Below are 23160 nucleotides of genomic sequence, written 5' to 3'. Positions count from 1 at the left end.
CCAGCTCAGGACCAGGTGAAGTGGTTTGATGACCGCACTGGCGAAGGCCGGCAGACGGTCCCACGTCCTCAGTCTTGCGCCGGCGTCCGACGGTTCGGCGGTAGCCGAGCGGCCGGACGGCGTCGGCGAGCTACTCGCCCGTGGCGCCGTCGATGCGTTCGCGGAGGAAATCGGCGTGGCCATTGTGACGTGCGTACTCTTCGATCATGTGCAGGTAGATCCAGCGCAGCGTGTACTCCTCGCCGGGGCTGGCCTCGTCGAGACCGCGTCCGGCCACCGCCGCGCGCGACCGAGCGACACTCGCCTGATAGCTGGCCAGGTCGTCCGCGGCCCGCGCGACGTCGACCTCGCGGCTTTCCGTCGAGCCGTAGTCCCAGAAATACTGATGATCGGGCTGGCCGTCGTACGAATGGAACCAGGCCTCCACCCCCGAGAGGTGCCGAACGAGGCCGAGCAGCGACAACGGCGACGGCGGCACTGACCTCAGTGCCAGTTGCTCCGGCTTCAGCCCGCCACATTTCATCAGCAACGTCGTGCGTTGGAACTCGAGGCGATCTTCGAGCGCCGCCCGTTCGTCGGTCGGGTTGATCGGCGGCTCGCGGCGCTCGGGCATGGTCCACATCGACATGCCGGTGACCTTACGCCGGAGAGCGGCCTTCGAAACCGGCAGGACGATCGGGGTGGACCCGGTGGCCGGGAGTGCTTCAGGTCGGGTCTGAGGGGCGGGGGCGGATGAAGGCGCTCATGGTCAGGCCGATCGTGAGGATGGTGATTGTGGTGGTCAGAGCGGTTGGGTAGCCGAAGTGGTCGGCGAGGAGGCCGGTGATCAGGGGGCCGACGACCATGCCTGCGTCCGCGCCGGACTGGTAGATCGCGACGACCACGCCGGCGCGGCCGGTGGCGATGCCGGCGACCAGTTTCGAACCGCCGGTGGTGACGAACGAGACGCCCAGGCCGAGCAGCGCGAGGCCGACCAGGTACGTGGGCACGCTCGCGCCGAGGAGGATCGCCAGGAAGCCGAGGATGATCACGGTTTCGCCGAGGACCAGCGGGCGCCGGGCGGGCCAGCGATCGGCCCGGCGGCCGGCGACGGGCAGGGTGAGTGCCTGTACGACGGCGCAGGCCGAGAGGCCGACGCCGATCCAGACCGCCGGTGCCTTTACGACGTTCAGCAGGTACAGGGGCAGTACGGACACCCGGACGCCGAAGACCGCCCAGCCGATGGTGAAGTTCGCGGTCACGGCGGCGCGGTACGGGTAGTGCCGGATCGCGGTTCGGAGGCCGACGGCCGGGCTCGGTCGCTCGTCGTCCGCGGGTCGCCGGTTCGACAGCCGGCGGAGGAAGATCACCGCGACGACACCGCCCAGCGCGGCGGCGCCGCCGTACGCGAAGAACGGGACGCGTGGGGACAGGCCGGACATCAGGCCGCCGATCGCTGGGCCGATCACCGTGCCGGAGTAGAACGCGCCTTGGAAGATGCCGACCGCTCGTCCGGTCAGGTGCCCTGGCGTGACGCGGAAGACGAGGCTCATGGCGGCCACCGAGTACAGCGCGGAGCCGATGCCGCCGAGGCCGCGCATGATGAGCAACTGCGGAAAGCTGGTCGACAGGCCGGCGATGACGCTGGTGGTGGCGAGCATGAACATGCCGGTGATCAGCACCCGGATCTCGCCGACGGCGTTGACGAACCTGCCGCCCAGCGGGCCGGAGACCAGACGCATCAAGGCGAACGCCGAAACCAGCGCGCCGACCGCCGCGCTGCCGACGCCGAGGTTCTCGGCGAACACGGGCAGCGCCGGTGACTGGACGCCGAACCCGACCGCGACGATGAACGCCATCGTCGCAAGCACAGAAACCTCCCGCGGCAGCCCGGTGTCCTCCTTCACCGCCACACCGTCCTCATCACCGGAACGGGCTCACATCGTCCCACCGGCTTCATCGCCGCACCGGCTTCACATCGCCGCGTCGGCTTCATCGCGGCACCGTCCACGAGCCGTCGGTACGGATCGCGTGGCCGTGTCGTGCAAGCTCCACCAGATGTGCGAGGACCTCGCCGTTCGCGGACCGGCGGGTGTAGCCGGGCATCTCCGTCCAGGGCCGGGACCAATGCATCCGGGACGCCAGCTCCCACGACGACGTCGCCCCCAGCTCCGCCAGCAGGTTCAGAACTTCCGTACTGCGTTGGCCGTGATGCTTCACGATCTCGTCGAGCCGCGAGTCCAGCTCGGTGAAGCGGTACTCGTGAGCGGGAAGCACTTCCGCCACCGGCAGCCCGCGCAGCCGCGCCAGTGAGCTCAGGAAGTCACCCAGCGGATTCGCCGGCGAATCCGCGTACACCGAGACATTGGGGCTGATCCGCGGCAGCACGTGATCCCCCGTCAGCAGCAGCTCATGCCGCGGCAGATAGAAGCACAGATGACCCGGTGTGTGACCGGGTGTCCAGACGGCCTCCAGCCCACCCGGCGCGGGCCCCGCGGCGAGGGCGTCATCGGGCCCGGTCAAGGCTCGCATCCGGTGGATGAGCGAGCGTTCGTCAAGCAGGTCCGCGATCTCCGCCGCCGGCGCCCCGCACGAACGGAGGAAGTCCGCGAGCGAGGTGACCGTCTCGTCGACCGATCGGTCCGGGAGACCGATCATCCGGCCGTCGGCAGGATGCATCAGTACCCGCGCGCCGGACTCCGCCCGCAGCCGGGGCGCAAGGCCGTAGTGATCCGGATGGAAGTGCGTGACGAGTACCCGCGTGACGTCCTCGATCGAGTGGCCGAGCTCGCGGAGGCCGGCGTTCAAGGATCGCCAGCCCTCGTCGTGGTCCCAGCCCGGATCGACGACGATCAAGCCGTCCGGGCCCGCGAGTACGTAGCAGTTGACGTACACCACCGGGTTTCCGGCGGGCAGCGGCAAGGGCAGGGACCAGACGTCGTCGCGGACCTGCTCGACCGGCGGCACGTCGCGCGCGAACCAGGCCTCGAACTGCGCGTGCGATGTCGCGACCGGCAGCCCCTCCCGGGACCGGGTGCTCATCGGTTCCGGAACGTCGGCGGCCGTTTCTCCACGAACGCCGTACTCGCTTCCCGATGGTCCTCGGTCAGGAAGGTCGCGCCTTCGTAGAAGAGCCCGTAGTCGAGCACGAGGTTCATCCGCTCCCGCAGGATCAGGTTGAGGGTCGCCTTCGTACCGGCCACCGCGATCGGCGCCATCGACGCGAGCTTGCGGGCGACCCGGAGCGCCTCGTCCTCGAGTTCGTCCGCCGGCACCGCCTTGAGCACCAGGCCCATCCGGTCCGCCTCGGCCCCGCTCACCCGTTCGCCGGTCAGCAGGTGGTACTTCGCCTTGCCGAACGACATCAGCAACGGCCACGCGACCGCGCCGCCGTCGCCCGCCACCAGCCCGACGTTGACGTGCGTGTCGGCGAACTGGGCGTCCTCGGCCGCGACGACGACGTCGCAGAAGAGCGCGATCGTCGCCCCCAGGCCGAGCGCGTACCCGCGGACCGCGGCGACGATCGGCTGCTGGACGGAAAGCAACGTCTCCAGCAGTCGCCGCCCGCTCGCCATCTCGATCACCTGCTGCCCGCCGTTCCGGGGCTCGCCGCCGGCGAACCCTTCCACGTCGCCACCGGAGCAGAACGACCGGCCTTCGCCACGGAGCAGTACGACCCGGACGTCCGGATCCGCCTTGGCGCGCAGCAGCGCTGCCTCCAGCCCAGCGTGCAGCGCGGAGTTGACGGCGTTGTGCCGCTCGGGGCGATTGAGGCTGATCGTCATCACACCGTCGTCCACCTGGACGCGGACGACATCGGCCTGCTGGCCAGTCCTGGCGGCCGGCTCGCGATCCTGTGCAGTCACGAGGTCTCCTTCCCTGTCGCAATCCGTTCGACCGTTCGCGCCCTGGCCTCGGCGCGGCCCGGCGCATGCACCGCGAGCTCCTGAAGCTCCGCCTCCAGTTCGAGCTGTTCGAGCAACAGGCGCCGGGAGGTCTGAGTGAGCGCACGTTTGGTGAGGCCTGCCGCCATCCCCGGTACGGCTGCCAGCTGATGTGCCAACTCCATTGCCCGAGGCAACAACCGGGGTAGGTCGACGACCTCGTTGACCAGGCCCCACTGCAACGCTTCCGCCGCGTCGACGGCGCGTCCGGTGGTCAGCCATTCGACGCTTCGCGAGTACCCGATCAGCCGCGGGATCAGGTATGTCGCACCCGAGTCCGGTACCAGCCCGATCCGGGAGAACGCCGGTACGAACTTCGCCGCCGGCGCCGCGATCCGTACGTCGGCTCCGAACGCGAGCGCCAGCCCAGCTCCGGCGGCAGGCCCGTTGACCGCGGCGATCACCAGCTTCTCCAGCCCGGTCAAACCAAGGATGTGCGGGTTGTACGTATGCCGTAGACCCTGCGGCCCCGCATCGACACGTGGGGACCGGAGATCGGCGCCCGCGCAAAAGCCACGACCGGCGCCGGTGACGACCACTGCCCGGACACTGGGATCCGCGGCGGCGGTCCAGGTCTCCGTCAATGCGTGCACCAGCTCGGACGTCAGCGCATTGAGCTGTTCGGGCCGGTTCAGCGTGACGACGAGCACGGCACCGTCGTACTCGGTCAGCAGGATCGGATCGCTCATAGCGTCACCTCCGAACCAAGGATCGCGGTGACCTGACTGGACAACTGCCCACCGTTGCCGTGGGCAACAGCGACGTCAACCGATGACTGTTGCCGCTCGCCACCTTCGCCGCGGATCTGCCGAACCGCCTCGATCAGCGTGAAGATGCCGTACATGCCGGGATGGCCGTAGGACAATCCACCGCCGTTCGTGTTCACCGGCAGTTCCCCGCCGGGCGCGATCCGGCCGCCGGACACGAACGCGCCGCCCTCCCCCTTGGCGCAGAATCCCAGATCCTCAAGGAACAGGATCGGGTTGATCGTGAACGCGTCGTACAGCTCGACGACGTCGACGTCGCGCGGTCCGAGCCCGGCCATCGCGTACGCCCGGGCCGACGACTCGGTCGCCGCGGTCACGGTCAGGTCCGGCATCTGTGCGATCGATCGATGCCAATGCGCTTCGCCCACCCCGAGTACGTACGCCGGTGGTTTGCGCGACGCTCGCGCCCGATCGGCCCGCGTCATCACCACCGCGCCACCCCCGTCCGTCACCAGGCAGCAGTCGAGCGTGGTGAGCGGCGAAGAGACGACGCGCGCGTTCAGTACGTCGTCCACGGTCAGCGGATCGCGTTTGAAGGCGACCGGGTTCAGCATTGCCCATTGCCGCGCGGCGACGGCCACCTCGGCGAGCTGCTCCCGCGTGGTCCCGTACTGGTGCATGTGCCGAGCGGCCGCCAGCGCGTACCCGGTGATCGGGTTCCGCGGCCGGTACGGCGCCTCGTACGACGGCAACTCGGGCGGATACCGTACGGCGTCCGGTCGGCGCATGTCGGTCCGCTGGGTACTGCCGTACGCGATCAGCGCGACATCGCACGCGCCGGACGTCAGCGCGAGCGCGGCGTGGTGGAGATGCGCGACGAACGAACTGCCACCGATCATCGTGCCGTCGGTGTACCGCGGCCGGATCCCGAGGTACTCGCCGGCGTCCAGGTTCGACATGCCGCGGCCGGCGATCGCCGTGAACAACCCGTCGACCTCGCTCTTGGCGATCCCGGCGTCGGCCAGCGCCCGCCCCGCCGCCTCGGCGAGCAGGTCCAGCGAGTACCGGCCGGGACCGACCTCACCGAGCTCGGACTCGGCCACACCGCAGATCGCCGTCGCGCCGCGCAGCTCACGCATCGCCTGCCCCTTCCCGCTCGAAAACGACCCGTGACTCCTCCGGGTCCACCCGCCCGACGACGCGTTCGCCGATCCGGAGCTCGGTCGCCGGTACGCCGATCACGGTGCTCAGCATCCGGAATCCCTCGTCCAGATCGACCAGGCAGACCGCGTACGACGTGCCGTCGCGCTCGGGAATCGCGGTGGTCGAGTACACGACTCCGCGCCCTGCGCTGTGCTCCCATTCGAGCTCGACCGCGCCGCAATGTGGGCAGAGCACCCGCGGGTAGAAGACCGCATTTCGGCACGAGACACAGCGCTGATAGGCGATCCGGCCGTCCTGCAACAGTTCGGTGTACGTCGCGTATGGCTCCGTCATCGTTGCCCCTCCGCCTCGCCCGTCAGCACCAATCGCGGATCGGCTCCGGCGACGTGGACCGTCAGCCGGGCCGTGATCCGCTCGCCGTCGTCCGACACCACCTCGCCCCGGGTGACCAGGCTGTCGCCCGGCCACACCTGGTCGACGTACCGAACCGAGAACCGCCGCAGATTCGCCAGGCCGAGCCAGTCGGCGACGAACGTCGACAGGACGCCCGCCGTCAGCAGGCCGTGCGCGAACACCGACGGATAGCCCGCCGCCGTGGCGAAGACCTCGTCGTGGTGAATCGGGTTGAAGTCTCCGCCGGCGCCCGCGTACCGGACGATGTCCGTGCGGGTGATCGGTCCGAAGGTCCGCTCGGCGATCTGGTCGATCATGCCTCGTCTCCCTTGTCCGCCGGGGCGTCGTCCAGCTCGATCAACGTGCTGCGCACAACCAGTGCGAGGTCATCGCGCTGGTTGACGAACCGGTTCTCCCGGGTGATCAGCGTCATCCCGCCGCGCCGCCCCGACTTCCGCTCGACCGAGACGATCTCGCCGGTCACCGTCAGGGTGTCGCCGGCAACGATCGGCGCCCGGTACTCCCACTCCGCCCCGCCGGCCAGTACGCGGCGGAGGTCGAGCTCGAGCCCGCCGTCGCCGGCCGGCCGGCCCCAGGACTGCGCGGCCGCGCTGAACGTCGGCGGCGCCACAACCCCGTCGTACCCGGTCTCGGCCGCCGCCCCGGCGTCGAAGTGCACCGGGTCGTCAGCCAGCACGGCCGCGGCGAATTCCGCGACCTTGCCGGCTTCGACGACGAACGTGTACGTCGGCAGGCGGCGCCCGACGAGTCGGTCACGGCTCATACCGGGTCCACCGCTGCCAGTACGACGAGCGCGTCCGCCGCGACCGCCTGCCCGTCGCTCACCCGGACCGGGTTCACATCCACCTCGACCACCTCCGGCAGATCGACCGCGAGCCGGCCGAGCGACACCATCAAGTCCGCCAGCTGATCGACCTCCGCGTCGTCCAGACCCCTGGCGGCGTTGACCAGCCGACCGCCGAGCATGCCCCGGATCGTGCGCTCAGCCACGGCGTGACCGAAAGGTACGTGCAGCAACTCGGCCGCCGCCATGATCTCGATCGTCGTCCCGCCGAGCCCGACCGCGACCACCGCGCCGAACACCGGATCGCGCTGCAGCCCGCAGGTCAGCTCCAGCCGCGCCGGAACCATCTGCTGGACCAGCACGGACTCGACCTTCGCGTGCGGGGCCCGTTCGGCGACCTCGAGCAGCATGCTGTCGTAGGCGTCCCGGACCTCGTCCGCGGTCCGCAGGTTCAGCCGGATCGCACCGACATCCGACTTGTGCGGCAGCTGGTACGACATCGCCTTCAACGCGACCGCCCCGCCGATCTCGCGGGCCGCGCGAACGGCCTCCTCGGCGTCGGCGACAGTACGCTCCCGGGTGATCGCGCCGCCGTACCGTGCGAGCAGTTCTTTCGAGTCGGACTCGAGCAGCAACCCTCGCCCCTCGGCTCGCGCGACCAGGGCGCGCGCCGCCGTCAGGTCCGCGGCAGGGGTTGCCTCCGGTGCTGGATCGAGGGCCGGCCGCCGGGAGAACTTCGTCACCGCACTCAGTGCATGGACGGCGCGGCGCGGGTCGAGATACGTCGGAACGCCGGCTTCGTGGAACTCGGCCAGGTACCCGGTGGACAGTACGGCCAGCGGCTTGGTGCTGTTCCGGTAGGTGCTCAGGATCGCGTCGTTCGACGGCCCCGGCTGCGCCCAGGTGACGGTGGTGAACACGTCGAGCTCGTCGACCGCCACCAGCGCGTTCAGGACCTGTTGGTAGGTCGTCGCGTTCGCGGTCAGCTGTGCGGTCGTGTCCACGGGATTCTCGACGCTGCCGTAGAAGGGCCGCGGCATCATCGCCTCGATCGCGGCCCGCTCCCGCTCCGGGATCGATGGCACGGTCAGCCCTTCGGCCGCGGCACAGTCCGCCAGCAGTACGCCGGCGCCGCCCGAACTCGTCATGATGCCGATCCGCGACCCGCGCGCCCGCCGGCCGTCCTGGAAGATCAGGCCGAGATCGAGCATCTCCTCCATCGTGTCGACCACGATCACGCCGTACTGCCGGCAGACCGCGTCGAGCACGGCCGCGGAACCGACGATCGACGCGGTGTGACTCATCGCCGCGCGCGCGGCCTCCTCGCTGCGGCCGGCCTTCAGCAGCACGATCGGCTTGTCCAGTTCAGCGGCCCGGCGGGCGGCGCCGATGAACACGTCCGGATCCCGCAACGTCTCGCTGAACACCAGCAGGACCTTGACCTCGTCCCGCTCGACCAGACTGGCCAGCACCTCGGCGATGTTGACGTCGACCTCGTTGCCGGTGCTGACGAACCATCCGAGCTTGACTCCGGTCAGCAACGACTTGGTGGTGATGTACGAGCCGAAGCCGCCGCTCTGGGACACCAGTGCGACCGGGCCGGGTACGGGAAGCTCGGTGGTGTGCGGCAACGCGAAGTTCGCCATCACGCCGCCGTGCAGGTTCATGAAGCCGATGCAGTTCGGCCCGATCACCGGGATGCCCGTGCGTTCGACGACTTCCCGCAGCTCAGCCTGGACGGCAGCGCCTTCAGGCCCGATCTCGGAGAAGCCCGAGCTGAGCAGGGTGACGCCGCCGACGCCGTTCGCGGCGCACTGCTCGATCGCAGCGACCACCTGCTCGGCCGGGACGATCACGATGGCCAGGTCCACGCCGTACGGCAGCGCGTCGATCGAGGTCGCCGCCTGCCGGCCGGCCAGCATCGTCCCGCGTGGATTGACCGGGTACACGGGTCCGGCGAACGCGCGGATCACGTTCTCGTACACCATGGTGCCGATCCGGCCGGGCTTGTCCGAGGCGCCGACGACCGCGATCGACGACGGTGACAGCAGGCGGTCCAGTCGGTGGTTCGGATCGCTCACGGTTGTTCCTCCGTCACGGTTTGTTCGTAATGGCAGGTGGTCAGCGGACGAGCATGTTGCCGCCGTCGACGGAGAGCACCTGCCCGGTCATGAAACTCGACGCGGAGCCGGCCAGGAAGAGGTACGCCGGCGCGATCTCGTCCGGCTCCGCCCACCGCCGCAGCGGCGACTTGGAGATCCCGCCGGCGAACCGCGGATCGGTCCGTACCTTCTCGGTCATCTCGGTCGCCGCCGACGGCGCGACCGCGTTCACCAAGATCCCGTACCGGCCGAGTTCCCGGGCGGCCGAGCGCATCAGGCCGAGGATGCCGGCCTTCGCGGCGGCGTAGTTCACCTGGCCGATCGACCCGTTCTGCGCGGTCGACGACGACGAGAAGATGATCCGCCCATGGCCCATTTCGACCATGTCCTCGACGACCGCCTGCAGCCAGTAGAACGACGCGTCCAGGTGCACGGCGAGGACGTCGCGCCACTGGTCGTCGGCCATGTTCCGCAGCATCGCCGGCCGGGTGATGCCGGCGTTGCTGACCAGCACCTCGATCGGCCCGTACGCCGACGCGATCTCCCGCGCCGCCGCGTTCACCTCCGCGCGGGACGCCACGTTGCACTCGACCGCCATCGCCTGGCCGCCACTGTCGGCGATGCCCGCGACCACTTCGAGGGCCAGGTCCTTGCGGATGTCGACGACGGCGACCTTGGCGCCCTCGGCCGCGAACGCCTCCGCGACCGCCCGGCCGATGCCCTGCGCGGCGCCGGTGACCGCGACCACCTGATTGTCGAACTGCATAGGTCATCTCACTTCCCGTTGAGCCGCGTCGTCGGTCTCGAAGACGTCGTTTCCGAGGTAGATCTCGCGGACGATGTCGTTGTCACTGAACCGTTCGGCCGGACCCGCGGCCGCGACATGGCCGCTCTCGAGGACGACGACGTCGTCCGCGATCTCCAGCGCGTCGTCCACGACCTGCTCGACCAGCAGGATGCTCAGGCCGTCGTCGCGCAGTTGCGCGATCAGCCCGAAGACCTCCGCGACGATCGACGGCGCCAGACCGGCCGAGGGTTCGTCGAGCATCAGGAGCTTGGGGCCCGGCATCAGCGCCTGGGCGATCCCCAGCATCTGCTGCTGGCCGCCGGACAGACCACCGGCCGGTTGCTGCCGGCGCTCGGCAAGCATCGGGAACCGGTCGTAGGCCTGCTCCAGCGCCGCTCGCCGGGCCGGGCCGCGCAGACCGCGCCCGGGAAGCACGTACCCGCCGATCAGCAGGTTCTCCTCGACCGTCCGCCGCTTGAAGATCTGCTTGTTCTGCTGGACGTACCCCAGTCCGTGCCGAACGCGGGCAGGGGTCGAGGCCCGGGTGATGTCGTCGCCGTCGAGCCGCAGCGCGCCGCTCGATACCGCCGGCAGCAGTCCACTGACCGCGTCGAGCAGCGAGGTCTTGCCCGCGCCGTTCCGCCCGAGCACCGCGGTCAGCTTGCCGGGGTGCACGGTGAGTTCGACGTCCCACAGGACGCGGATGTCGCCGTACCCTCCGGTGAGGTTGGTGACGGTCAGCATGTCAGTGCCCTCCCTCGCTGTCGGTCGCTGCCAGTTCGAGGTCGGTGACGGCAGTTGCCGAGCCGGTGTACTCCTCCAGAACCCGGGTGTTGCGCTGGATCTCGTCCGGGGTGCCGGAGGCGATCAGCTCGCCGCGGCTCAGCACGTGGATCGTGTCGGACACCTTCAGTACCAGCGGAAAGTTGTGCTCGACCAGGACGACCGTTCCGCCGGCGTCGCGGATCGCGATGATCGCGCGCTCCAGGTTCTCGAGATCGGCCGGGTCGAGCCCGGACGCGACCTCGTCGAACAGGAACAGCCGCGGCCGCGCGGCCAGTGCCCGCGCCACCTCGGCGAGCCGGCGAGTACCCAGCGGCAGCTCGCTGACCTCGGTCTCCGCGACCTGACCGATCCCGACCAGCTCCAGCAGCGCCAGCGCGTCCGCCTCGTCCGCCCGCTTGCCCCGGCGGTACGACGGCAGCCGCAGTACCGACGCCGCCATCGAGACCTTCCGCTCGGTGTACCGTCCGGCGGCGACGAAGTCCCGGGTGGTCATCCCGCGTGCCACCATCGGTGTCTGGAACGTCCGGGCGACCCCGGCGCGGGCTACCTTGAACGGCTTCAGGCCCGAAATCACCGTCTCGCCGAGGGCGATCGACCCGGCCGTCGGGGTGTAGAAGCCGCACATCAGGTTGAGCAGCGTGGTCTTGCCGGAACCGTTCGGACCGATCAGCGCGGTGATCCGGCCCGGGACCGCCTCGATCGACACGTCGTCCAGTGCCTGGTTGCCGCCGAACCGTTTGCCGATTCCGCGGCAGCTCAAGGTCCGGCCCTCGATCGGTTCCAGGCCGCCACTCCGCGCCGGCGCCGCGGTCCGTACCGCGGAAGTGGCGGCAGAAGGGGCCGCAGGCAACCAACCACGGCGGCGGGCCTGCGCCACCAGGGTCCGGAACAGCCCGGTCAGGCCGTTCCGGAAGACCAGCGCCGCGGCGAGCAGGAAGACGCCGTAGATGACCAGCTCCAGCTCGGAGAACGCCGTCAGCTGCTGCTGCCCGACCTGAAGCAGGAGCGCACCGACCAGCGCGCCGTAGATGGAGGTCGCGCCACCGAACATCGACGCCGCCAGTACGCTGAGCGCCATCGCGAAGGTGAAGGTGTCCGGAGCGATGAACCCGTCCAGCCACGCGAACAACGCGCCGCCGATCGCGCACGGCACCGCCGCGATCACGTACACCACCAGCTTGAGCCGGAACACCGAGATACCGAGGCTCTCGGCCAGGATCGGGCTCTGTCGCAGCACCAGGAACGCGTTCCCGTGCGCGGACTTGATCAGGTTGCGGGCGATCACGAACCAGACCACGACGGCGGCGACGATCAGTACGTAGATCCCCCGCTCGCCGAGCTCCTGACCGAAGATCGTCGGGACCGGCGTCGACAGCCCGAGCGGTCCGCCGGTGTACTTCTCCAGGACCTGCACGACGCTCGGCAGGATCAGCACCATGAAGAACGCGACCATCGCCAGTGACCAGCCGCCGAGGCGGAGGCCGGGGATACCTGTCACCAGGCCGATCACGACCGCGGCGACGATCACGACCGCGAGCACCGCCAGTACGTCGGTCACCCCGTGGGCGCTGCCGAGGTACGCCGCGACGTACGCGCCGACGGCGTACAGGAACACCTGGTTGACCGCGAGCTCGCCGGCGTACCCGAGGACGATGTTCAGGCCGCTGGTGAGCAGACTCAGGATGCCGACCAGCATGACCGTCCGGGCCAGGTAACCGCTCATCCCGAGGAACGGGCCGGCGAGCAGGAGTACGCCGAGGACCGCCAGCAGCGGGACGCGGACCCGGGCGGTCATACGGCACGCTCCACGGTGCGGGTGAACAGACCCTGCGGGCGAACCAGCAGGATCAGCAGGAACAGGAAGAACACTGCGATCTGCGGGTACTCCGACCCGAGGTAGCGGGCGCTGAACGAGTAGATGAGGCCGACGGTGAAGCCGCCCAGCAAACCGCCCAACTGGCTCCCGGCGCCGCCGATCGCGATCGCCACGAAACCGAACATCGCCAGCCCGTCACCGAGCGACGCGATCGCGTAGGTCCGGGTCGCGACGAAGATCCCCAGCAGCCCGGCGGCCGCTCCGGCGACCGCGAAGGCGGCGACGCCGAGGCCGCGGGTGTTGATCCCCCGCAACATCGCGGCGTTGCGGTTCTCGGCCGAGGCCAGCGACGCGAGACCGTGCCGCGTGGTCCGCGACCACCAGTGCAGTCCGCAACCCATCGCCAGTACCAGGACGATCAGGACGAGGTCGTTCGGCTGCACCGTACCGCCGAGGATGCTGACCGGATCCCCGGAAACCACCGGTTCGACCCGCAACGGGTCGGTCCCCCAGATCAGCTTGACCAGACCGGCCACCAGGACGCCGAACCCGATCGTGGTGATCAGCGTCCCGTGCCCGTCACCGCTCTTCGTCAGCAGCGGCCGGACCGCGACCCGCTCGAGCACCATTGCCACGGCGGCGACGGCAACGGCTCCCAGCAGCATCGCGATCGGCACGGGCAGCCCGAGAGTGTGCAGTCCGAGGTACGCCACGAACGTACTGAGCATCACGAGCTGCGCGTTGGCGAAGTTGAACACTCCGGACGTGAGCAGGACGACGTTGTAGCCGATGGCAACGAGGCTGTAGAGCGCTCCTGTCGCGAGACCGGCCCAGACGGTTGTCATCTCGAGTTTCCTCCAGTCCGACTCGGTCAGTACTTACCGGGCTCGTACAGCCCGTCGGCGTTGTAGGAACCGGGATCGACGAACACCAGCAGACCCGGTCCGGCGGTCGGGAAGTGGTTCGACGAGCTGTACGCGTACTGGACCGCGTCGGCCGACTTCCCGCTCGCGAGCCACGGAACGGGATCGGGCTGCTTGAGTTCCTGCAGCGCCTTGGTGACGTCCTCGCCCTTGACCGACTTCGCCTGGCCGGCCGCCACGTTCACCAGCTCGAGCAGGTCGTACCCGGTCAGGAAGATGCCGTAGCCCATCTGCGGCAGGATCGCCGCGTGCTTACCCTGCTTGATCGCCGCCACCAGGTCGGCGAACAACGGCGACTGGTTGCCGTCAGCAACGCTGGTCGAGCTCATCACGACCTTGACGTCCTTCAGGTCGCTCGCCTTCAGGTTCTTCACCAGCGGGAAGCTGCTCGACAGCTGGTCGCCGTACGTCGGCAGGTACCACCCGATCTGGGCCCGTCCACGGAACGCGTAGAGCGCCGCCGTGCCGTACCCGTTGACGACCAGCGCGTCCGGGTTCTGCGCCTTGAGCTGCTGAAGCTGCGAGGTCATGTCGAGCGCGCCCGCCTCGTACCCCGCGGAGACCAGAGCGATCCCGGACTCCTTCAGCGCGTCCTGGTACAGCTTGAGCGTGCTCTGTCCGGTCGCGTCGTTCGAGAACAGCATCGCGATCTTCTTGAATCCCTTGGCCCGCGCCTCCTTCGCGAACGCCGGCGCGTACGCCGATCCCGGTGGGGAGACGCTGAAGTGGTACGGGAACTTTGCCGGGTCGTTGAGCACGTTGCTGACCGTGCCGGCCATCGAGAGGATCTTGTTCCGGCTCAGCACCGGAAGCAGAGACAGGGACACGGAACTGGCGCCACCGGCGTAGACCAGGTCCGGCTTGTTGCCGTCCGACAGCCGCTTCTGCAGCAGGCTGACGGCCTTGGTGGGGTTGTTCTGGTCGTCCACGGCCTCGACCTCGATCTTGCGGCCGAGGATGCCACCGCCCTTGTTCAGCCGGTCGGCGGCGAGTTCGAGGCCCGCGACGATGGGCTCCGAGTAGCTCTTCGTCGGGCCGGACAGGTCGATCGATACGTAGACGCGGTAGGGCCCACTGCCCTTGCCGCCGGTCGCCGCGTCGCCGGAGCCCCCGCAGGCGGCCAGGCCGGTCGCCGCGACCAGGGATGAGGCCAGGACCAGGAACGTCCTGCGCTTGGTACGAGCGGTCATGATGACCTCCGAAGCATCCTGAATCTGGTTCAACTGAACGAGATTCAGGTATCAAAGTCGGAGAACCTGTCTGCCGTCAATAGCTCGATGCCACGCTATTTTTGCTGATTGACAGCAAGTCGTTCACTGCGTATGAATTGAATCCTGTTCAGTCAATGCGCCGGGAGGGCACCCATGTACGCGCTGCTCAACTCCGAACAACTCGCCCTGCAGGAGACCGTCGAGGCGCTGGCCACGGCGGTGGGCATCACCAACCCGGTCGACCTCGAGGACCGGGACCCGGCCCACGCGTGGGTCCAGCTGGAGCAGATGGGCCTGCTGGAGCTGCGCCGCCGGGACGGCGCGGCCCCGATCGCCGGTGGGGTGGAGGTGATGGTCGTCGCGCAGGCCCTGGCCTGGGGACTCGTTCCGGTCCCGTACGTGCCGTCCGCCGTGCTCGCCACCGAGCTGTTGTCACTGGCGAAGGTGTCCGACGATCGCGTCGGCGGTCTGCTGCTCCGCCCCGACCTCACCGGCCTCGCCGACTCCGACGGCTGGTCGGACGCGCTGATCTGGGGCGGCCCCGGCACCAGCTCCGTGCTCGCGCTGGATGACGGCGCGCGCCTGGTCCGGCACACGCTGTCCCAGCCACTGTCCGGCAATCGCTCCGTCGACCTGACCCAGGGCCTCTGGGACACCGTCCCCGGAGCTCGCGAGGAGCTCGGCGAGCCCATCCCCGGCGAGCGGCTCGACGCCTGGCTGGCGCTGGCGCTGTCCACGATCAGCGCCGACATGGTCGGGATCATGCGTCGAGCCCTGCACGGCGCGATCGCGTACTCCAAGGAACGCATCGCGTACGGCCAGCCGGTCGGATCGTTCCAGGCGATCCAGCATCTCGCCGCCGAAACCCACGTGACGATCGAGGCGGCGTACAGCACTGTCTGTTACGCCGCATGGTGCGTCGACGAGACCGACCCCGCCGAGGCTCTACTGGCGGCCCGGACAGCCAAGGCGTACTGCGCGTCCGTCGCCCGCACCGCCACCGAGAACGTCATGCAGATCTACGGCGGCGTCGGACAGACGTGGGAACATCCGGCCCACTTCTACACCCGCCGCGCGTTACTCGGCACCCTGCTCTTCGGCGACGAGAACGCCCAGCTCGCCGAGATCGCCCGTACCCGTCTGGGAGGCAGCTGACATGGACTACCGCGACTCCGCCGAAGAAGCCGAGTACCGCGCCGGCCTGCGGGCCTGGCTGGCGGACAACGTCCCACCAGGGCACCAGAACGCGACCACCCAGGACGACCGCGCCGCCGTCGCGCACGCGTGGCACAAGAAGCTGTACGAAGGCGGGTACATCGGTCAGTCCTGGCCGGTCGAGTGGGGCGGCAAGGGCCTCAGCCCGGCGATGGACGCGATCCTCAACGAGGAGACCGGCAACTTCAACGCTCCCCCGCTGCCCGGCACGGCAGGCTACATCGGCCGCGCGCTGCAGATGTACGGCACCGACGAGCAGCGGACGCAGTTGTTGCCACCAACGATCAGCGGCGACATCCACTGGTGCCAGGGATTCAGCGAGCCCAGCGCCGGATCGGACCTCGCCGCGCTGCGGACCCGGGCGGTTCGCGATGGGGACGAGTACGTCGTCAACGGACACAAGATGTGGACCTCCGGCGGTCAGTACTCCGACTGGTGCCTGCTGCTGGCCCGGACCGACCCGGACGTCCCGAAACACAAGGGCATCTCGGCCTTCCTGGTCGACATGAGGTCGCCTGGCATCACCGTCCAGCCGATCGTCCTCGCGGACGGTTCACCGGAGACCAGCGAGGTGTTCTGGGACGACGTCCGGATCCCCGCGAACCAGCGGCTCGGCGACGAGGGCGAAGGCTGGCGGATCGCGATGACGACAGTGTCGTACGAACGCGGTCCGTCGGACATCGGCTTCATCTCGACGTACCGGAAGAACCTTGCCGAGCTGGAGGAGACCGCGGCGAAGAAGGGCCTGACCGACGACCGGGAGACACAGGCCCGGCTCGCGCGGGCGTACGTACTCGGTGAGGTACTCCGGCTGAACGTCCTGCAGCAGCTCAGCCTGCGGATCTCCGGCCGGCCGCCGGGCGAGGAAGGGTCGATCAGCAAACAATTGTGGACCCACACCGAGCAGGAACTGCAGCACCTGGCCCTGGATCTCTTCGGCGCCGACGTCGTGACCGGCCGACGGCCCGACTACCTGCACAGATACTTCATGTCGCGGCCGATCAGCGTGTACGGCGGGTCGTCGCAGATCCAGAAGAACATCATCGCGCAGCGTTTGCTCGAGATGCCGAGGAAGTGACCGGATGGCTAAGCTGACGAACGCTCGGGCGGACGCTCCCGGGAGAAGCCGAAGACCCGAGGAGGGAGCAGGCACTCTGGACGGCAAGAAGCCGCAGAAAGGATCCCGGGCCGGCCGCTCGCAGTCGCGCGACGCGTTGATGGCGGCGGCCCGGACACTCTTCACACAGAAGGGGTACGAGGCAACCAGCGTCGTCGAGATCACCCAGCTCGCCGGGATCAGCGTCGGCAGCCTCTACTACCACTTCGCGAACAAGTCCGAGATCTTCCTGGCCATGCACGAGGACTACGTGCAGCGGCAGGACAAACGCGTCCGGGACGCGCTCCATGCCGTCAAGGGCGCGGGCGTGACCGAGCCGCGGCGACTGTTTCTGGCCGGCACCAGGGCGTACCTCGAAGGTGTCTGGGAGGACCGGGACGTCAGCCGGGTCCTGGCCGACGGCGAGACCCCGAGCGGGTTCAGCACCGTCTCCCGCCAGTGGGGCGACGCCTGGACCAAGCGGAACGCCGTCCTGCTCGCCGACGGACAGTCCGAGACCGCCACCAATGCGATCGCGACCGCCATCTCCGGCTCGGTGGGCGCGTGGGCGAAGGACATCGTCCAACTCGCGGACATCAGCGCCGCACACGAGTACATCGAGCACGCCGTGGTCCTCGTCGGCCGGGTACTCGGCTTCGACGACAGCGAAACCCGGGCCGGTTGACCCTCAGAACAGCTCTCAGAGCAAGGAGACCCTGTTGAAGATCGTCGTCTGCGCGAAGTTCGTGCCGGATGCTACCGCGGATCGTCGTTTCCGTTCGGAGGACAACACGGTGGATCGGGCGGGTGTTGACGGGTTGTTGTCGGAGTTGGACGAGTATGCCGTCGAGACCGCGTTGACCGTGAAGGAGGCCGGGGATGCGGAGGTGACGGTGCTCACGGTGGGCCCGGAGCAGGCCGCGGATGCGGTGAAGAAGGGTCTGCAGATGGGCGCGGACGCGGGTGTTCATGTGGTGGATGAGGCGATTCATGGGTCGGATGCGGTGGCGACGTCGCTGATTTTGGCGAAGGCGCTGGGCCGGCTTGAGGCTGATCTGGTGGTGTTCGGGATGGGTTCGACCGATGGCGGGATGGGGGTTGTGCCGGCGATGGTGTCGGAGCGGCTCGGTCTGCCGGCGGTGACGTTGGGTTCGGAGGTGTCGGTGGACGGGCAGACGGTCCGGATTCGGCGTGATGGTGACACGGCGAGTGACACGGTGGAGGGCACGTTGCCGTTGGTGCTGAGTGTTTCGGATCAGGCGAACGAGCCGCGGTATCCGTCGTTCAAGGGCATCATGGCGGCGAAGAAGAAGCCGGTCGAGTCGTGGTCGCTGGCCGACCTCGGGCTGACCGCTGAGCAGGTCGGTGGTTCGGGTGCGTGGACCGAGGTGGTCGAGGTGACCGCCCGTCCGGCCCGCACGGCCGGCACGATCGTCACCGACGAGGATGGCAGTGGTGCTGCCGAGCTGGTCGGGTTCCTGTCCACGAACAAGTTCCTCTGAGACCTGAGAAGGGACAGCTGAAGTTATGTCTGGGATGTCGAAGGTTCTGGTTCTGGTTGACCACTCCGCGGGTGTGGTCCGTAAGACGACCGCCGAGCTCCTCACCATCGCCCGCCGGCTCGGCGACCCGGTCGCCGTGTTCATCAGCGACAGCGCCGCCGACAGCGCCACGCAGGTGCAGGGGGCGCTGCCGGTGTTGGGGCAGTACGGCGCGACCAAGGTGATCGCGCTGACCAACCCCGACCTCACGCAGTACCTGGTGGCTCCGAAGGCCGAGGCGTTGCAGCAGGTCGCGGCCAAGGTCGAACCGGCCGCGATCCTGATCTCCTCCAACGCCGAGGGCAAAGAGATCGCGGCCCGGCTCGCGATCAAGCTGGACTCGGGCCTGATCACCGACGCCGTCGACGTCCAACCAGCCGACGCCGGTGACGCTAGTGGTGCTGGTGCTGGTGCTGGTGGTGCTGGTGGTGCGGTGGCGACGCAGTCGGTGTTCGCGGGGAACTTCACCGTCCGGTCGAAGGTCACCCACGGCACCGCGATCATCACCGTCAAACCCAACGCCGCGACCCCGGAAGCCGCCGAGACGTCACCGGAGGTGGAGGAGTTCGACGTGACGATCTCCGACACCGCGAAGACCGCGCGGATCACCGACTCCAAACCACGCGAGGCCACCGGCCGGCCCGAACTGACCGAGGCCGCGATCATCGTGTCCGGCGGCCGCGGCACCGGTGGTGACTTCGCCCCGATCGAGGCCTTCGCGGACTCGCTCGGCGCCGCGGTCGGCGCCTCCCGCGCCGCCGTCGACTCCGGCTGGTACCCGCACGCCTACCAAGTCGGCCAAACCGGCAAAACCGTATCACCGCAGCTGTATGTCGCGGCCGGTATCTCCGGCGCGATCCAGCACCGCGCCGGCATGCAAACCTCCAAAACCATCATCGCGGTCAACAAAGACCCCGAAGCCCCCATCTTCGAACTCGTCGACTTCGGCGTCGTCGGCGACCTCCACAAAGTCCTCCCCACCGCCACCGAAGAAGTCACCAAACGCAAGTCCTAACCCCAGCCAACCGCTCCACCAACAGCCCGCGCCACCGACAGCCCGGCCCGACCCACAACCGGGCCGAGCTGTCACCCACCGGACACCTGGAACACGCCCCGGCCGGGCCTCCTCCCCAACGTCAACCACCGCCCGCGCCCGCCGCCCCGCCCGCCCGTGTCGGCCAGCATGGCGGTGAGGTGCTTGAAGAGTCGCCCGCTCGCTCGCCCGCCCAGTCGCCCGCTCGCGCAGTCGTCCGCCCGCCCAGTCGCCCGCTCGCGCAGTCGTCCGCCCGCCCAGTCGCCCGCTCGCGCAGTCGTCCGCTCGCGCAGTCGCTCGGTTGCTCGGTCAGTCGCTCGGTTGCTCGATCCGATGAGCTGGCGGATCTTGCCCGGGTACATCACCTCGAATCTCAAGTTCGTCGCCGAGTACCGTCGCCATGTCCGCGCCGCGATGGCCGTCACCATCCGCTCGGTGATCGACACGACCGCCGCGCGCGGCGGCGGCCGACCCAACCTTCGATCAAGCCGCCCTGACCGACACGCTCCTGACTATCGCCGCCCGCACGTTGGAGGTTCCCCGATGAGCACCGCTCCCGAGAACACCGCCGTACGTGCACCCGAGCCAACCGGCAGCCGCCGGACCAAGGCCGCGTTCGTCACGGGTCTGACGCCATTGGTTCGGCGCCGGGCAATCACCAGGTGTCCCTTTCTCGCTCCGCGGGTCCCTCACTATGGAGTACGGCTCTCCGAACCAGGCAGTGCCGCGCCGCAAGCCAAGGGCCGGTTAACCACGCCGTTCGCCCCTTCACCTCCCGCCTGCCAGGGGTGAAGGGGTGACCGCGGAGGTGAACCACTCAAATGGCGTCGGGGTGTTCCGAGTGGCTCGGTATCCCGTCCATCAAGAACGCCAGTTGGCCGAGGCGTGCGCGGACGGTGGCTGCGTCGGGGTGTTGTAGGGCTTCAAGCTTGTGTGCCGCGCGGAGCCAGTTGTGTCGTGCTTGTTCCGTGTTGCCGTTCGAGGCGTACGCGTCGCCGACCTTGGCGATCCCCATCGCGGTGTAGTACTGGTCGCCTTCGGCGTGATACAGGTCAGCAGCACGTTGGTAGCAGGAGATCGCCTGCGGCGCGGCGCTCATGCGGAGATGGATGAAGCCGAGGCTGTCCCAGACCGCGGCGATCTCCAACTGGTCCCAGGCGCCTGCCTCCATGCGTTCGAGCGCGTACTGGCAGTGCTGTAAGGCCTCGTCGTACTGGCCGAGCAACGCATACTGGTAGCCGAGTTCGTGCGTCGCGACGACTTCGCCGAACTCGTCGCCGACGAGTCGATACAGCTCCAGAGCACGCAAGCTGTAGGACTCCGCGAGATCCTGACGGTCCCAGCTCGAGGCGGCGTTGGCCAGGGTCTGACACGCGGACGCCTCGAGGTGCCGATCGTTCAACTCGTGGCAGATGGTGATGCACGCGTTGCCGAGCTCGATGGACTTCGCGTAGTTGGTGAGGCGCCCGTGCGCACGCGCGCCGACCAGTAGCGCATTCGCTTCTGCCTCGCGGTCGTCAAGTCGTCGAGCCGCGTCAACAGCCACCGCCTGGAGGTGTACCCAGTCGTGCCAATGTTGCCATCGGCCACTACGGTTCAGCGGCGTACGGAGCGCCGCGATCAGTTCCAGCGCGCGGCGGTCGTGACCGGTCGCGACGGCCAGATCGACGATGCGCACCAGGACCCGATGATTCTCCGCGAACCAATCGAGCGCGCGCTGCCTCGCGGTCAGCGTCAGGACCCGAACTCCCTCCGCCGGAGGCTCGGACAACTCCAGAACCCGCCCCGGATTGATCACCAACGCGGCCGCGGTGCTGGTGTGCAGATGGTGGTCGACCAACCGGACGACGGCATCCCGTCTCTCGGCAGCGGACGCGACCTCCGCGGCGTACGCGCGCAGCAGGTCATGCATGAAGAAATGCCCAGGCCGCGATCCCTCGACCAGGTGTGCCTCCTGAAGTTGTCGCAGCACGAGCCGGGCGCGTTGCACCTCGATGCCCAGCAGGCTCGCGGCGACGCCATGACCGAACTCAGGTCCGGGATGCAGAGCCAGCAACCTGAACATCTTCGCAACCTCGTCAGGCATCGCCCGGTACGACCACGAGAGCACCGTACGCAGGTCCGTGACCGAGTCCGAACCGGACAACACATCAAGCGCATGACCGCCGTCACTTAGCTCAGCCGCAATGAGTTGCAGTCCGTACGGCGCCGAAGCCGCTGCCCGGGCCGCGACAACGGCGAGCGCCAAGGGAAGCCCCGCCGTCGCCTCCGTGAGAGCCGGGATGACATCGCGCGAATCCTCGACGACGGCGTCTCCGAGGCGGCTCTCGAGCAGTTGCACCGACTGCGTCCGGGAGAACCGGCTGACCACGACCGGGCCGGCACCCGCGACGATCAATGGCGTCAGTCGATCCCGGCTCGTGACGAGTGCGAACGAGTCGGTCGATCCGGGCAGCAGCGGCCGGACTTGTTGCGCGTCCCGAGCGTTGTCGAGGACGACCAGGACCTTCCGTTCCGACAGCAGTGTCCGCAGGAGTGCCGACTGTGCCGGGACTCCGGCCGGCATCGACTCCGGTTCCACTCCGAGCGCGTCCAACATCCATCGCGCGGCCTCGTCGGTTCCGACCGGCTCGGCGTTGGGCTCGAAGCCGCGGAGGTTGACGAACAGCTGTCCGCCAGGAAAGCGCGCCGCGACGCGTCGGGCCCAGGACACCGCCAGCGTTGTCTTCCCGACGCCTGCGGTGCCTGTGATCACCGCGGCACCGGTGCTCGCATCGGCCAGGAGACGGTCGAGGTTGGCCAGTTCGCTCTCGCGTCCCACCACGATGCCGTAGTTGCCCGGCAACTGCCGCGGTACCAGGTGCCGCGTCCGGTCGGCGAGGGATTCCGCGCCGAGCAGGCGTTGGTAGCGCGACCGCAGCTCCGTACCCGGGTCGACTCCCAATTCATCGCTCAGGACAAGGCGAGCCCGCTCGTACTGTGCGAGTGCCTCAGCCGGCCGTCCAGCCGCGGCCAACACATCGATCAAGCGACACCACAAGGTCTCCCGCAGCGGAAAGTCGCTGACGAGCCGTACGAGGATCGGCAACTGCCGCGCACCGCTTCCCTGCTCCAGCGCAAGCTCAGTACGCAACTCGACAGCTTCCAGATAGAGAGTCGTCAGCCGGGGAGCCTCGTTGTTCCGCAGCCACCTCGAGTCCAGGTCAGCGAACGGCTCTCCGCGCCACAAGGCGAGCGCCGCATCGAGCTTGCCGGCCGCGTCGGCACGAGCATCCAATGCTTCCTGGGTCAGGCGCTCGAACCGGAGCGCATCAACGGCATCGGCGCCGACGGCAAGGCGATAGCCGCCAGGCTCGGTGAGCACAATCCCCTCGCCTACCCGGCTTCGCAGCCGGGACACGATGGTCTGCAGCGTCGCCAGCGGGCGCTCGGGGAGATCCTCGTCCCAGAGCGCGAACATCAACCTGTCCGTCGAGACAGTCGCACCCCCGGCCAGAGCCAGTACGCACAGAACCACTCGGAGCCGTCCCGCGGGCAGGAACACCGGATGCCCCGCCGACGACATCATCATCGGACCAAGACATCCAATGGCAACTTGGCCGACCGCTGCAGCGCGTTCTTTGTCCAGCACGGCCCCCTTCGGCGCACGTACGCGCCA

Annotated in this window: 21 protein-coding genes; 5 read left to right on the top strand and 16 right to left on the bottom strand. The window is 68.7% G+C overall.

Annotation, left to right across the window (positions count from 1 at the left end; all coding sequences use genetic code 11):
* Positions 1 to 130: 130 nt before the first annotated feature.
* The 15 genes from HDA44_RS03390 to HDA44_RS03320 all read right to left on the bottom strand — a co-directional run bounded on the left by HDA44_RS03390 (position 131) and on the right by HDA44_RS03320 (position 14596).
* Positions 131 to 628, bottom strand: coding sequence for a DinB family protein (locus HDA44_RS03390; RefSeq protein ID WP_184831235.1), 498 nt, complete (start codon positions 626 to 628; stop codon positions 131 to 133).
* 76 nt (positions 629 to 704) lie between these two features.
* A complete protein-coding gene (locus tag HDA44_RS03385; protein ID WP_184831233.1) occupies positions 705 to 1886 on the bottom strand; it encodes an MFS transporter in 1182 nt (393 codons plus the stop codon).
* A gap of 85 nt (positions 1887 to 1971) precedes the next feature.
* Positions 1972 to 3021, bottom strand: coding sequence for an MBL fold metallo-hydrolase (locus HDA44_RS03380; RefSeq protein WP_184831231.1), 1050 nt, complete (start codon positions 3019 to 3021; stop codon positions 1972 to 1974).
* On the bottom strand, positions 3018 to 3845 hold the full coding sequence (locus tag HDA44_RS03375) for an enoyl-CoA hydratase-related protein (protein WP_202887122.1): 828 nt from the start codon (positions 3843 to 3845) through the stop codon (positions 3018 to 3020). Before HDA44_RS03375 ends, HDA44_RS03380 begins: the two co-directional genes overlap by 4 nt.
* A complete protein-coding gene (locus tag HDA44_RS03370; RefSeq protein ID WP_184831229.1) occupies positions 3842 to 4612 on the bottom strand; it encodes an enoyl-CoA hydratase/isomerase family protein in 771 nt (256 codons plus the stop codon). The genes HDA44_RS03375 and HDA44_RS03370 overlap by 4 nt, the downstream gene beginning before the upstream one ends.
* Positions 4609 to 5769 (bottom strand): acetyl-CoA acetyltransferase, encoded by a 1161-nt coding sequence (locus HDA44_RS03365; protein ID WP_184831227.1) that lies wholly within the window; start codon positions 5767 to 5769, stop codon positions 4609 to 4611. Before HDA44_RS03365 ends, HDA44_RS03370 begins: the two co-directional genes overlap by 4 nt.
* Positions 5762 to 6127 carry a Zn-ribbon domain-containing OB-fold protein gene (locus HDA44_RS03360; RefSeq protein ID WP_184831225.1) on the bottom strand — a complete coding sequence of 122 codons (366 nt, stop codon included), beginning with the start codon at positions 6125 to 6127 and terminating at the stop codon, positions 5762 to 5764. Before HDA44_RS03360 ends, HDA44_RS03365 begins: the two co-directional genes overlap by 8 nt.
* Positions 6124 to 6504: a MaoC/PaaZ C-terminal domain-containing protein gene (locus HDA44_RS03355; protein WP_184831223.1), complete on the bottom strand. Its 381-nt coding sequence runs from the start codon at positions 6502 to 6504 to the stop codon at positions 6124 to 6126. The genes HDA44_RS03360 and HDA44_RS03355 overlap by 4 nt, the downstream gene beginning before the upstream one ends.
* Positions 6501 to 6971 (bottom strand): FAS1-like dehydratase domain-containing protein, encoded by a 471-nt coding sequence (locus tag HDA44_RS03350; protein ID WP_184831221.1) that lies wholly within the window; start codon positions 6969 to 6971, stop codon positions 6501 to 6503. Before HDA44_RS03350 ends, HDA44_RS03355 begins: the two co-directional genes overlap by 4 nt.
* A complete protein-coding gene (locus tag HDA44_RS03345) occupies positions 6968 to 9073 on the bottom strand; it encodes an acetate--CoA ligase family protein (protein WP_184831219.1) in 2106 nt (701 codons plus the stop codon). Before HDA44_RS03345 ends, HDA44_RS03350 begins: the two co-directional genes overlap by 4 nt.
* A gap of 40 nt (positions 9074 to 9113) precedes the next feature.
* Positions 9114 to 9860: an SDR family NAD(P)-dependent oxidoreductase gene (locus HDA44_RS03340; protein ID WP_184831217.1), complete on the bottom strand. Its 747-nt coding sequence runs from the start codon at positions 9858 to 9860 to the stop codon at positions 9114 to 9116.
* A gap of 3 nt (positions 9861 to 9863) precedes the next feature.
* Positions 9864 to 10625, bottom strand: a complete 762-nt coding sequence (locus HDA44_RS03335; protein ID WP_184831215.1) for an ABC transporter ATP-binding protein — start codon at positions 10623 to 10625, stop codon at positions 9864 to 9866.
* Between the two features lies 1 nt (position 10626).
* Positions 10627 to 12462: a branched-chain amino acid ABC transporter ATP-binding protein/permease gene (locus HDA44_RS03330; protein WP_184831213.1), complete on the bottom strand. Its 1836-nt coding sequence runs from the start codon at positions 12460 to 12462 to the stop codon at positions 10627 to 10629.
* Positions 12459 to 13328 carry a branched-chain amino acid ABC transporter permease gene (locus HDA44_RS03325; protein WP_184831211.1) on the bottom strand — a complete coding sequence of 290 codons (870 nt, stop codon included), beginning with the start codon at positions 13326 to 13328 and terminating at the stop codon, positions 12459 to 12461. Before HDA44_RS03325 ends, HDA44_RS03330 begins: the two co-directional genes overlap by 4 nt.
* Before the next feature lie 26 nt (positions 13329 to 13354).
* Positions 13355 to 14596, bottom strand: a complete 1242-nt coding sequence (locus HDA44_RS03320; protein ID WP_184831209.1) for an ABC transporter substrate-binding protein — start codon at positions 14594 to 14596, stop codon at positions 13355 to 13357.
* Between the two features lie 174 nt (positions 14597 to 14770).
* On the opposite strand from HDA44_RS03320, the gene HDA44_RS03315 reads away from it, so the two are divergent.
* The 5 genes from HDA44_RS03315 to HDA44_RS03295 are packed head-to-tail and all read left to right on the top strand — an operon-like array spanning position 14771 to position 19484.
* Positions 14771 to 15772: an acyl-CoA dehydrogenase family protein gene (locus HDA44_RS03315; RefSeq protein ID WP_184831207.1), complete on the top strand. Its 1002-nt coding sequence runs from the start codon at positions 14771 to 14773 to the stop codon at positions 15770 to 15772.
* Position 15773: 1 nt separating this feature from the next.
* Positions 15774 to 16910 carry an acyl-CoA dehydrogenase family protein gene (locus HDA44_RS03310; protein ID WP_184831205.1) on the top strand — a complete coding sequence of 379 codons (1137 nt, stop codon included), beginning with the start codon at positions 15774 to 15776 and terminating at the stop codon, positions 16908 to 16910.
* A gap of 4 nt (positions 16911 to 16914) precedes the next feature.
* Positions 16915 to 17613, top strand: a complete 699-nt coding sequence (locus HDA44_RS03305; RefSeq protein ID WP_184831202.1) for a TetR/AcrR family transcriptional regulator — start codon at positions 16915 to 16917, stop codon at positions 17611 to 17613.
* A gap of 34 nt (positions 17614 to 17647) precedes the next feature.
* A complete protein-coding gene (locus tag HDA44_RS03300; protein WP_184830561.1) occupies positions 17648 to 18430 on the top strand; it encodes an electron transfer flavoprotein subunit beta/FixA family protein in 783 nt (260 codons plus the stop codon).
* 34 nt (positions 18431 to 18464) lie between these two features.
* Entirely contained in the window at positions 18465 to 19484 is a 1020-nt protein-coding gene (locus HDA44_RS03295; RefSeq protein WP_184830563.1) for an electron transfer flavoprotein subunit alpha/FixB family protein, read from the top strand.
* An 835-nt stretch (positions 19485 to 20319) separates the two neighbouring features.
* Here the strand turns inward: HDA44_RS03295 and HDA44_RS03290 are convergent.
* Entirely contained in the window at positions 20320 to 23073 is a 2754-nt protein-coding gene (locus tag HDA44_RS03290) for an AfsR/SARP family transcriptional regulator (RefSeq protein WP_184831200.1), read from the bottom strand.
* Between the last annotated feature and the right edge of the window lie 87 nt (positions 23074 to 23160).

The sequence above is a fragment of the Kribbella solani genome (genome assembly GCF_014205295.1).
Lineage (GTDB): Bacteria > Actinomycetota > Actinomycetes > Propionibacteriales > Kribbellaceae > Kribbella > Kribbella solani.
Note: the sequence above shows the minus strand (reverse complement) of the source record. Positions and strands in the feature narration are given on the sequence as shown.

Coding starts and splice junctions, on each gene's coding strand:
- HDA44_RS03310 (WP_184831205.1), top strand. CDS start 15,774: ATGGACTACCGCGACTCCGCCGAAGAAGCCGAGTACCGCGCCGGCCTG.
- HDA44_RS03315 (WP_184831207.1), top strand. CDS start 14,771: ATGTACGCGCTGCTCAACTCCGAACAACTCGCCCTGCAGGAGACCGTC.
- HDA44_RS03360 (WP_184831225.1), bottom strand. CDS start 6,127: ATGACGGAGCCATACGCGACGTACACCGAACTGTTGCAGGACGGCCGG.
- HDA44_RS03295 (WP_184830563.1), top strand. CDS start 18,465: ATGTCGAAGGTTCTGGTTCTGGTTGACCACTCCGCGGGTGTGGTCCGT.
- HDA44_RS03350 (WP_184831221.1), bottom strand. CDS start 6,971: ATGAGCCGTGACCGACTCGTCGGGCGCCGCCTGCCGACGTACACGTTC.
- HDA44_RS03320 (WP_184831209.1), bottom strand. CDS start 14,596: ATGACCGCTCGTACCAAGCGCAGGACGTTCCTGGTCCTGGCCTCATCC.
- HDA44_RS03390 (WP_184831235.1), bottom strand. CDS start 628: ATGTCGATGTGGACCATGCCCGAGCGCCGCGAGCCGCCGATCAACCCG.
- HDA44_RS03330 (WP_184831213.1), bottom strand. CDS start 12,462: ATGACCGCCCGGGTCCGCGTCCCGCTGCTGGCGGTCCTCGGCGTACTC.
- HDA44_RS03365 (WP_184831227.1), bottom strand. CDS start 5,769: ATGCGTGAGCTGCGCGGCGCGACGGCGATCTGCGGTGTGGCCGAGTCC.
- HDA44_RS03370 (WP_184831229.1), bottom strand. CDS start 4,612: ATGAGCGATCCGATCCTGCTGACCGAGTACGACGGTGCCGTGCTCGTC.
- HDA44_RS03335 (WP_184831215.1), bottom strand. CDS start 10,625: ATGCTGACCGTCACCAACCTCACCGGAGGGTACGGCGACATCCGCGTC.
- HDA44_RS03355 (WP_184831223.1), bottom strand. CDS start 6,504: ATGATCGACCAGATCGCCGAGCGGACCTTCGGACCGATCACCCGCACG.
- HDA44_RS03305 (WP_184831202.1), top strand. CDS start 16,915: ATGGCTAAGCTGACGAACGCTCGGGCGGACGCTCCCGGGAGAAGCCGA.
- HDA44_RS03380 (WP_184831231.1), bottom strand. CDS start 3,021: ATGAGCACCCGGTCCCGGGAGGGGCTGCCGGTCGCGACATCGCACGCG.
- HDA44_RS03290 (WP_184831200.1), bottom strand. CDS start 23,073: ATGATGATGTCGTCGGCGGGGCATCCGGTGTTCCTGCCCGCGGGACGG.
- HDA44_RS03325 (WP_184831211.1), bottom strand. CDS start 13,328: ATGACAACCGTCTGGGCCGGTCTCGCGACAGGAGCGCTCTACAGCCTC.
- HDA44_RS03340 (WP_184831217.1), bottom strand. CDS start 9,860: ATGCAGTTCGACAATCAGGTGGTCGCGGTCACCGGCGCCGCGCAGGGC.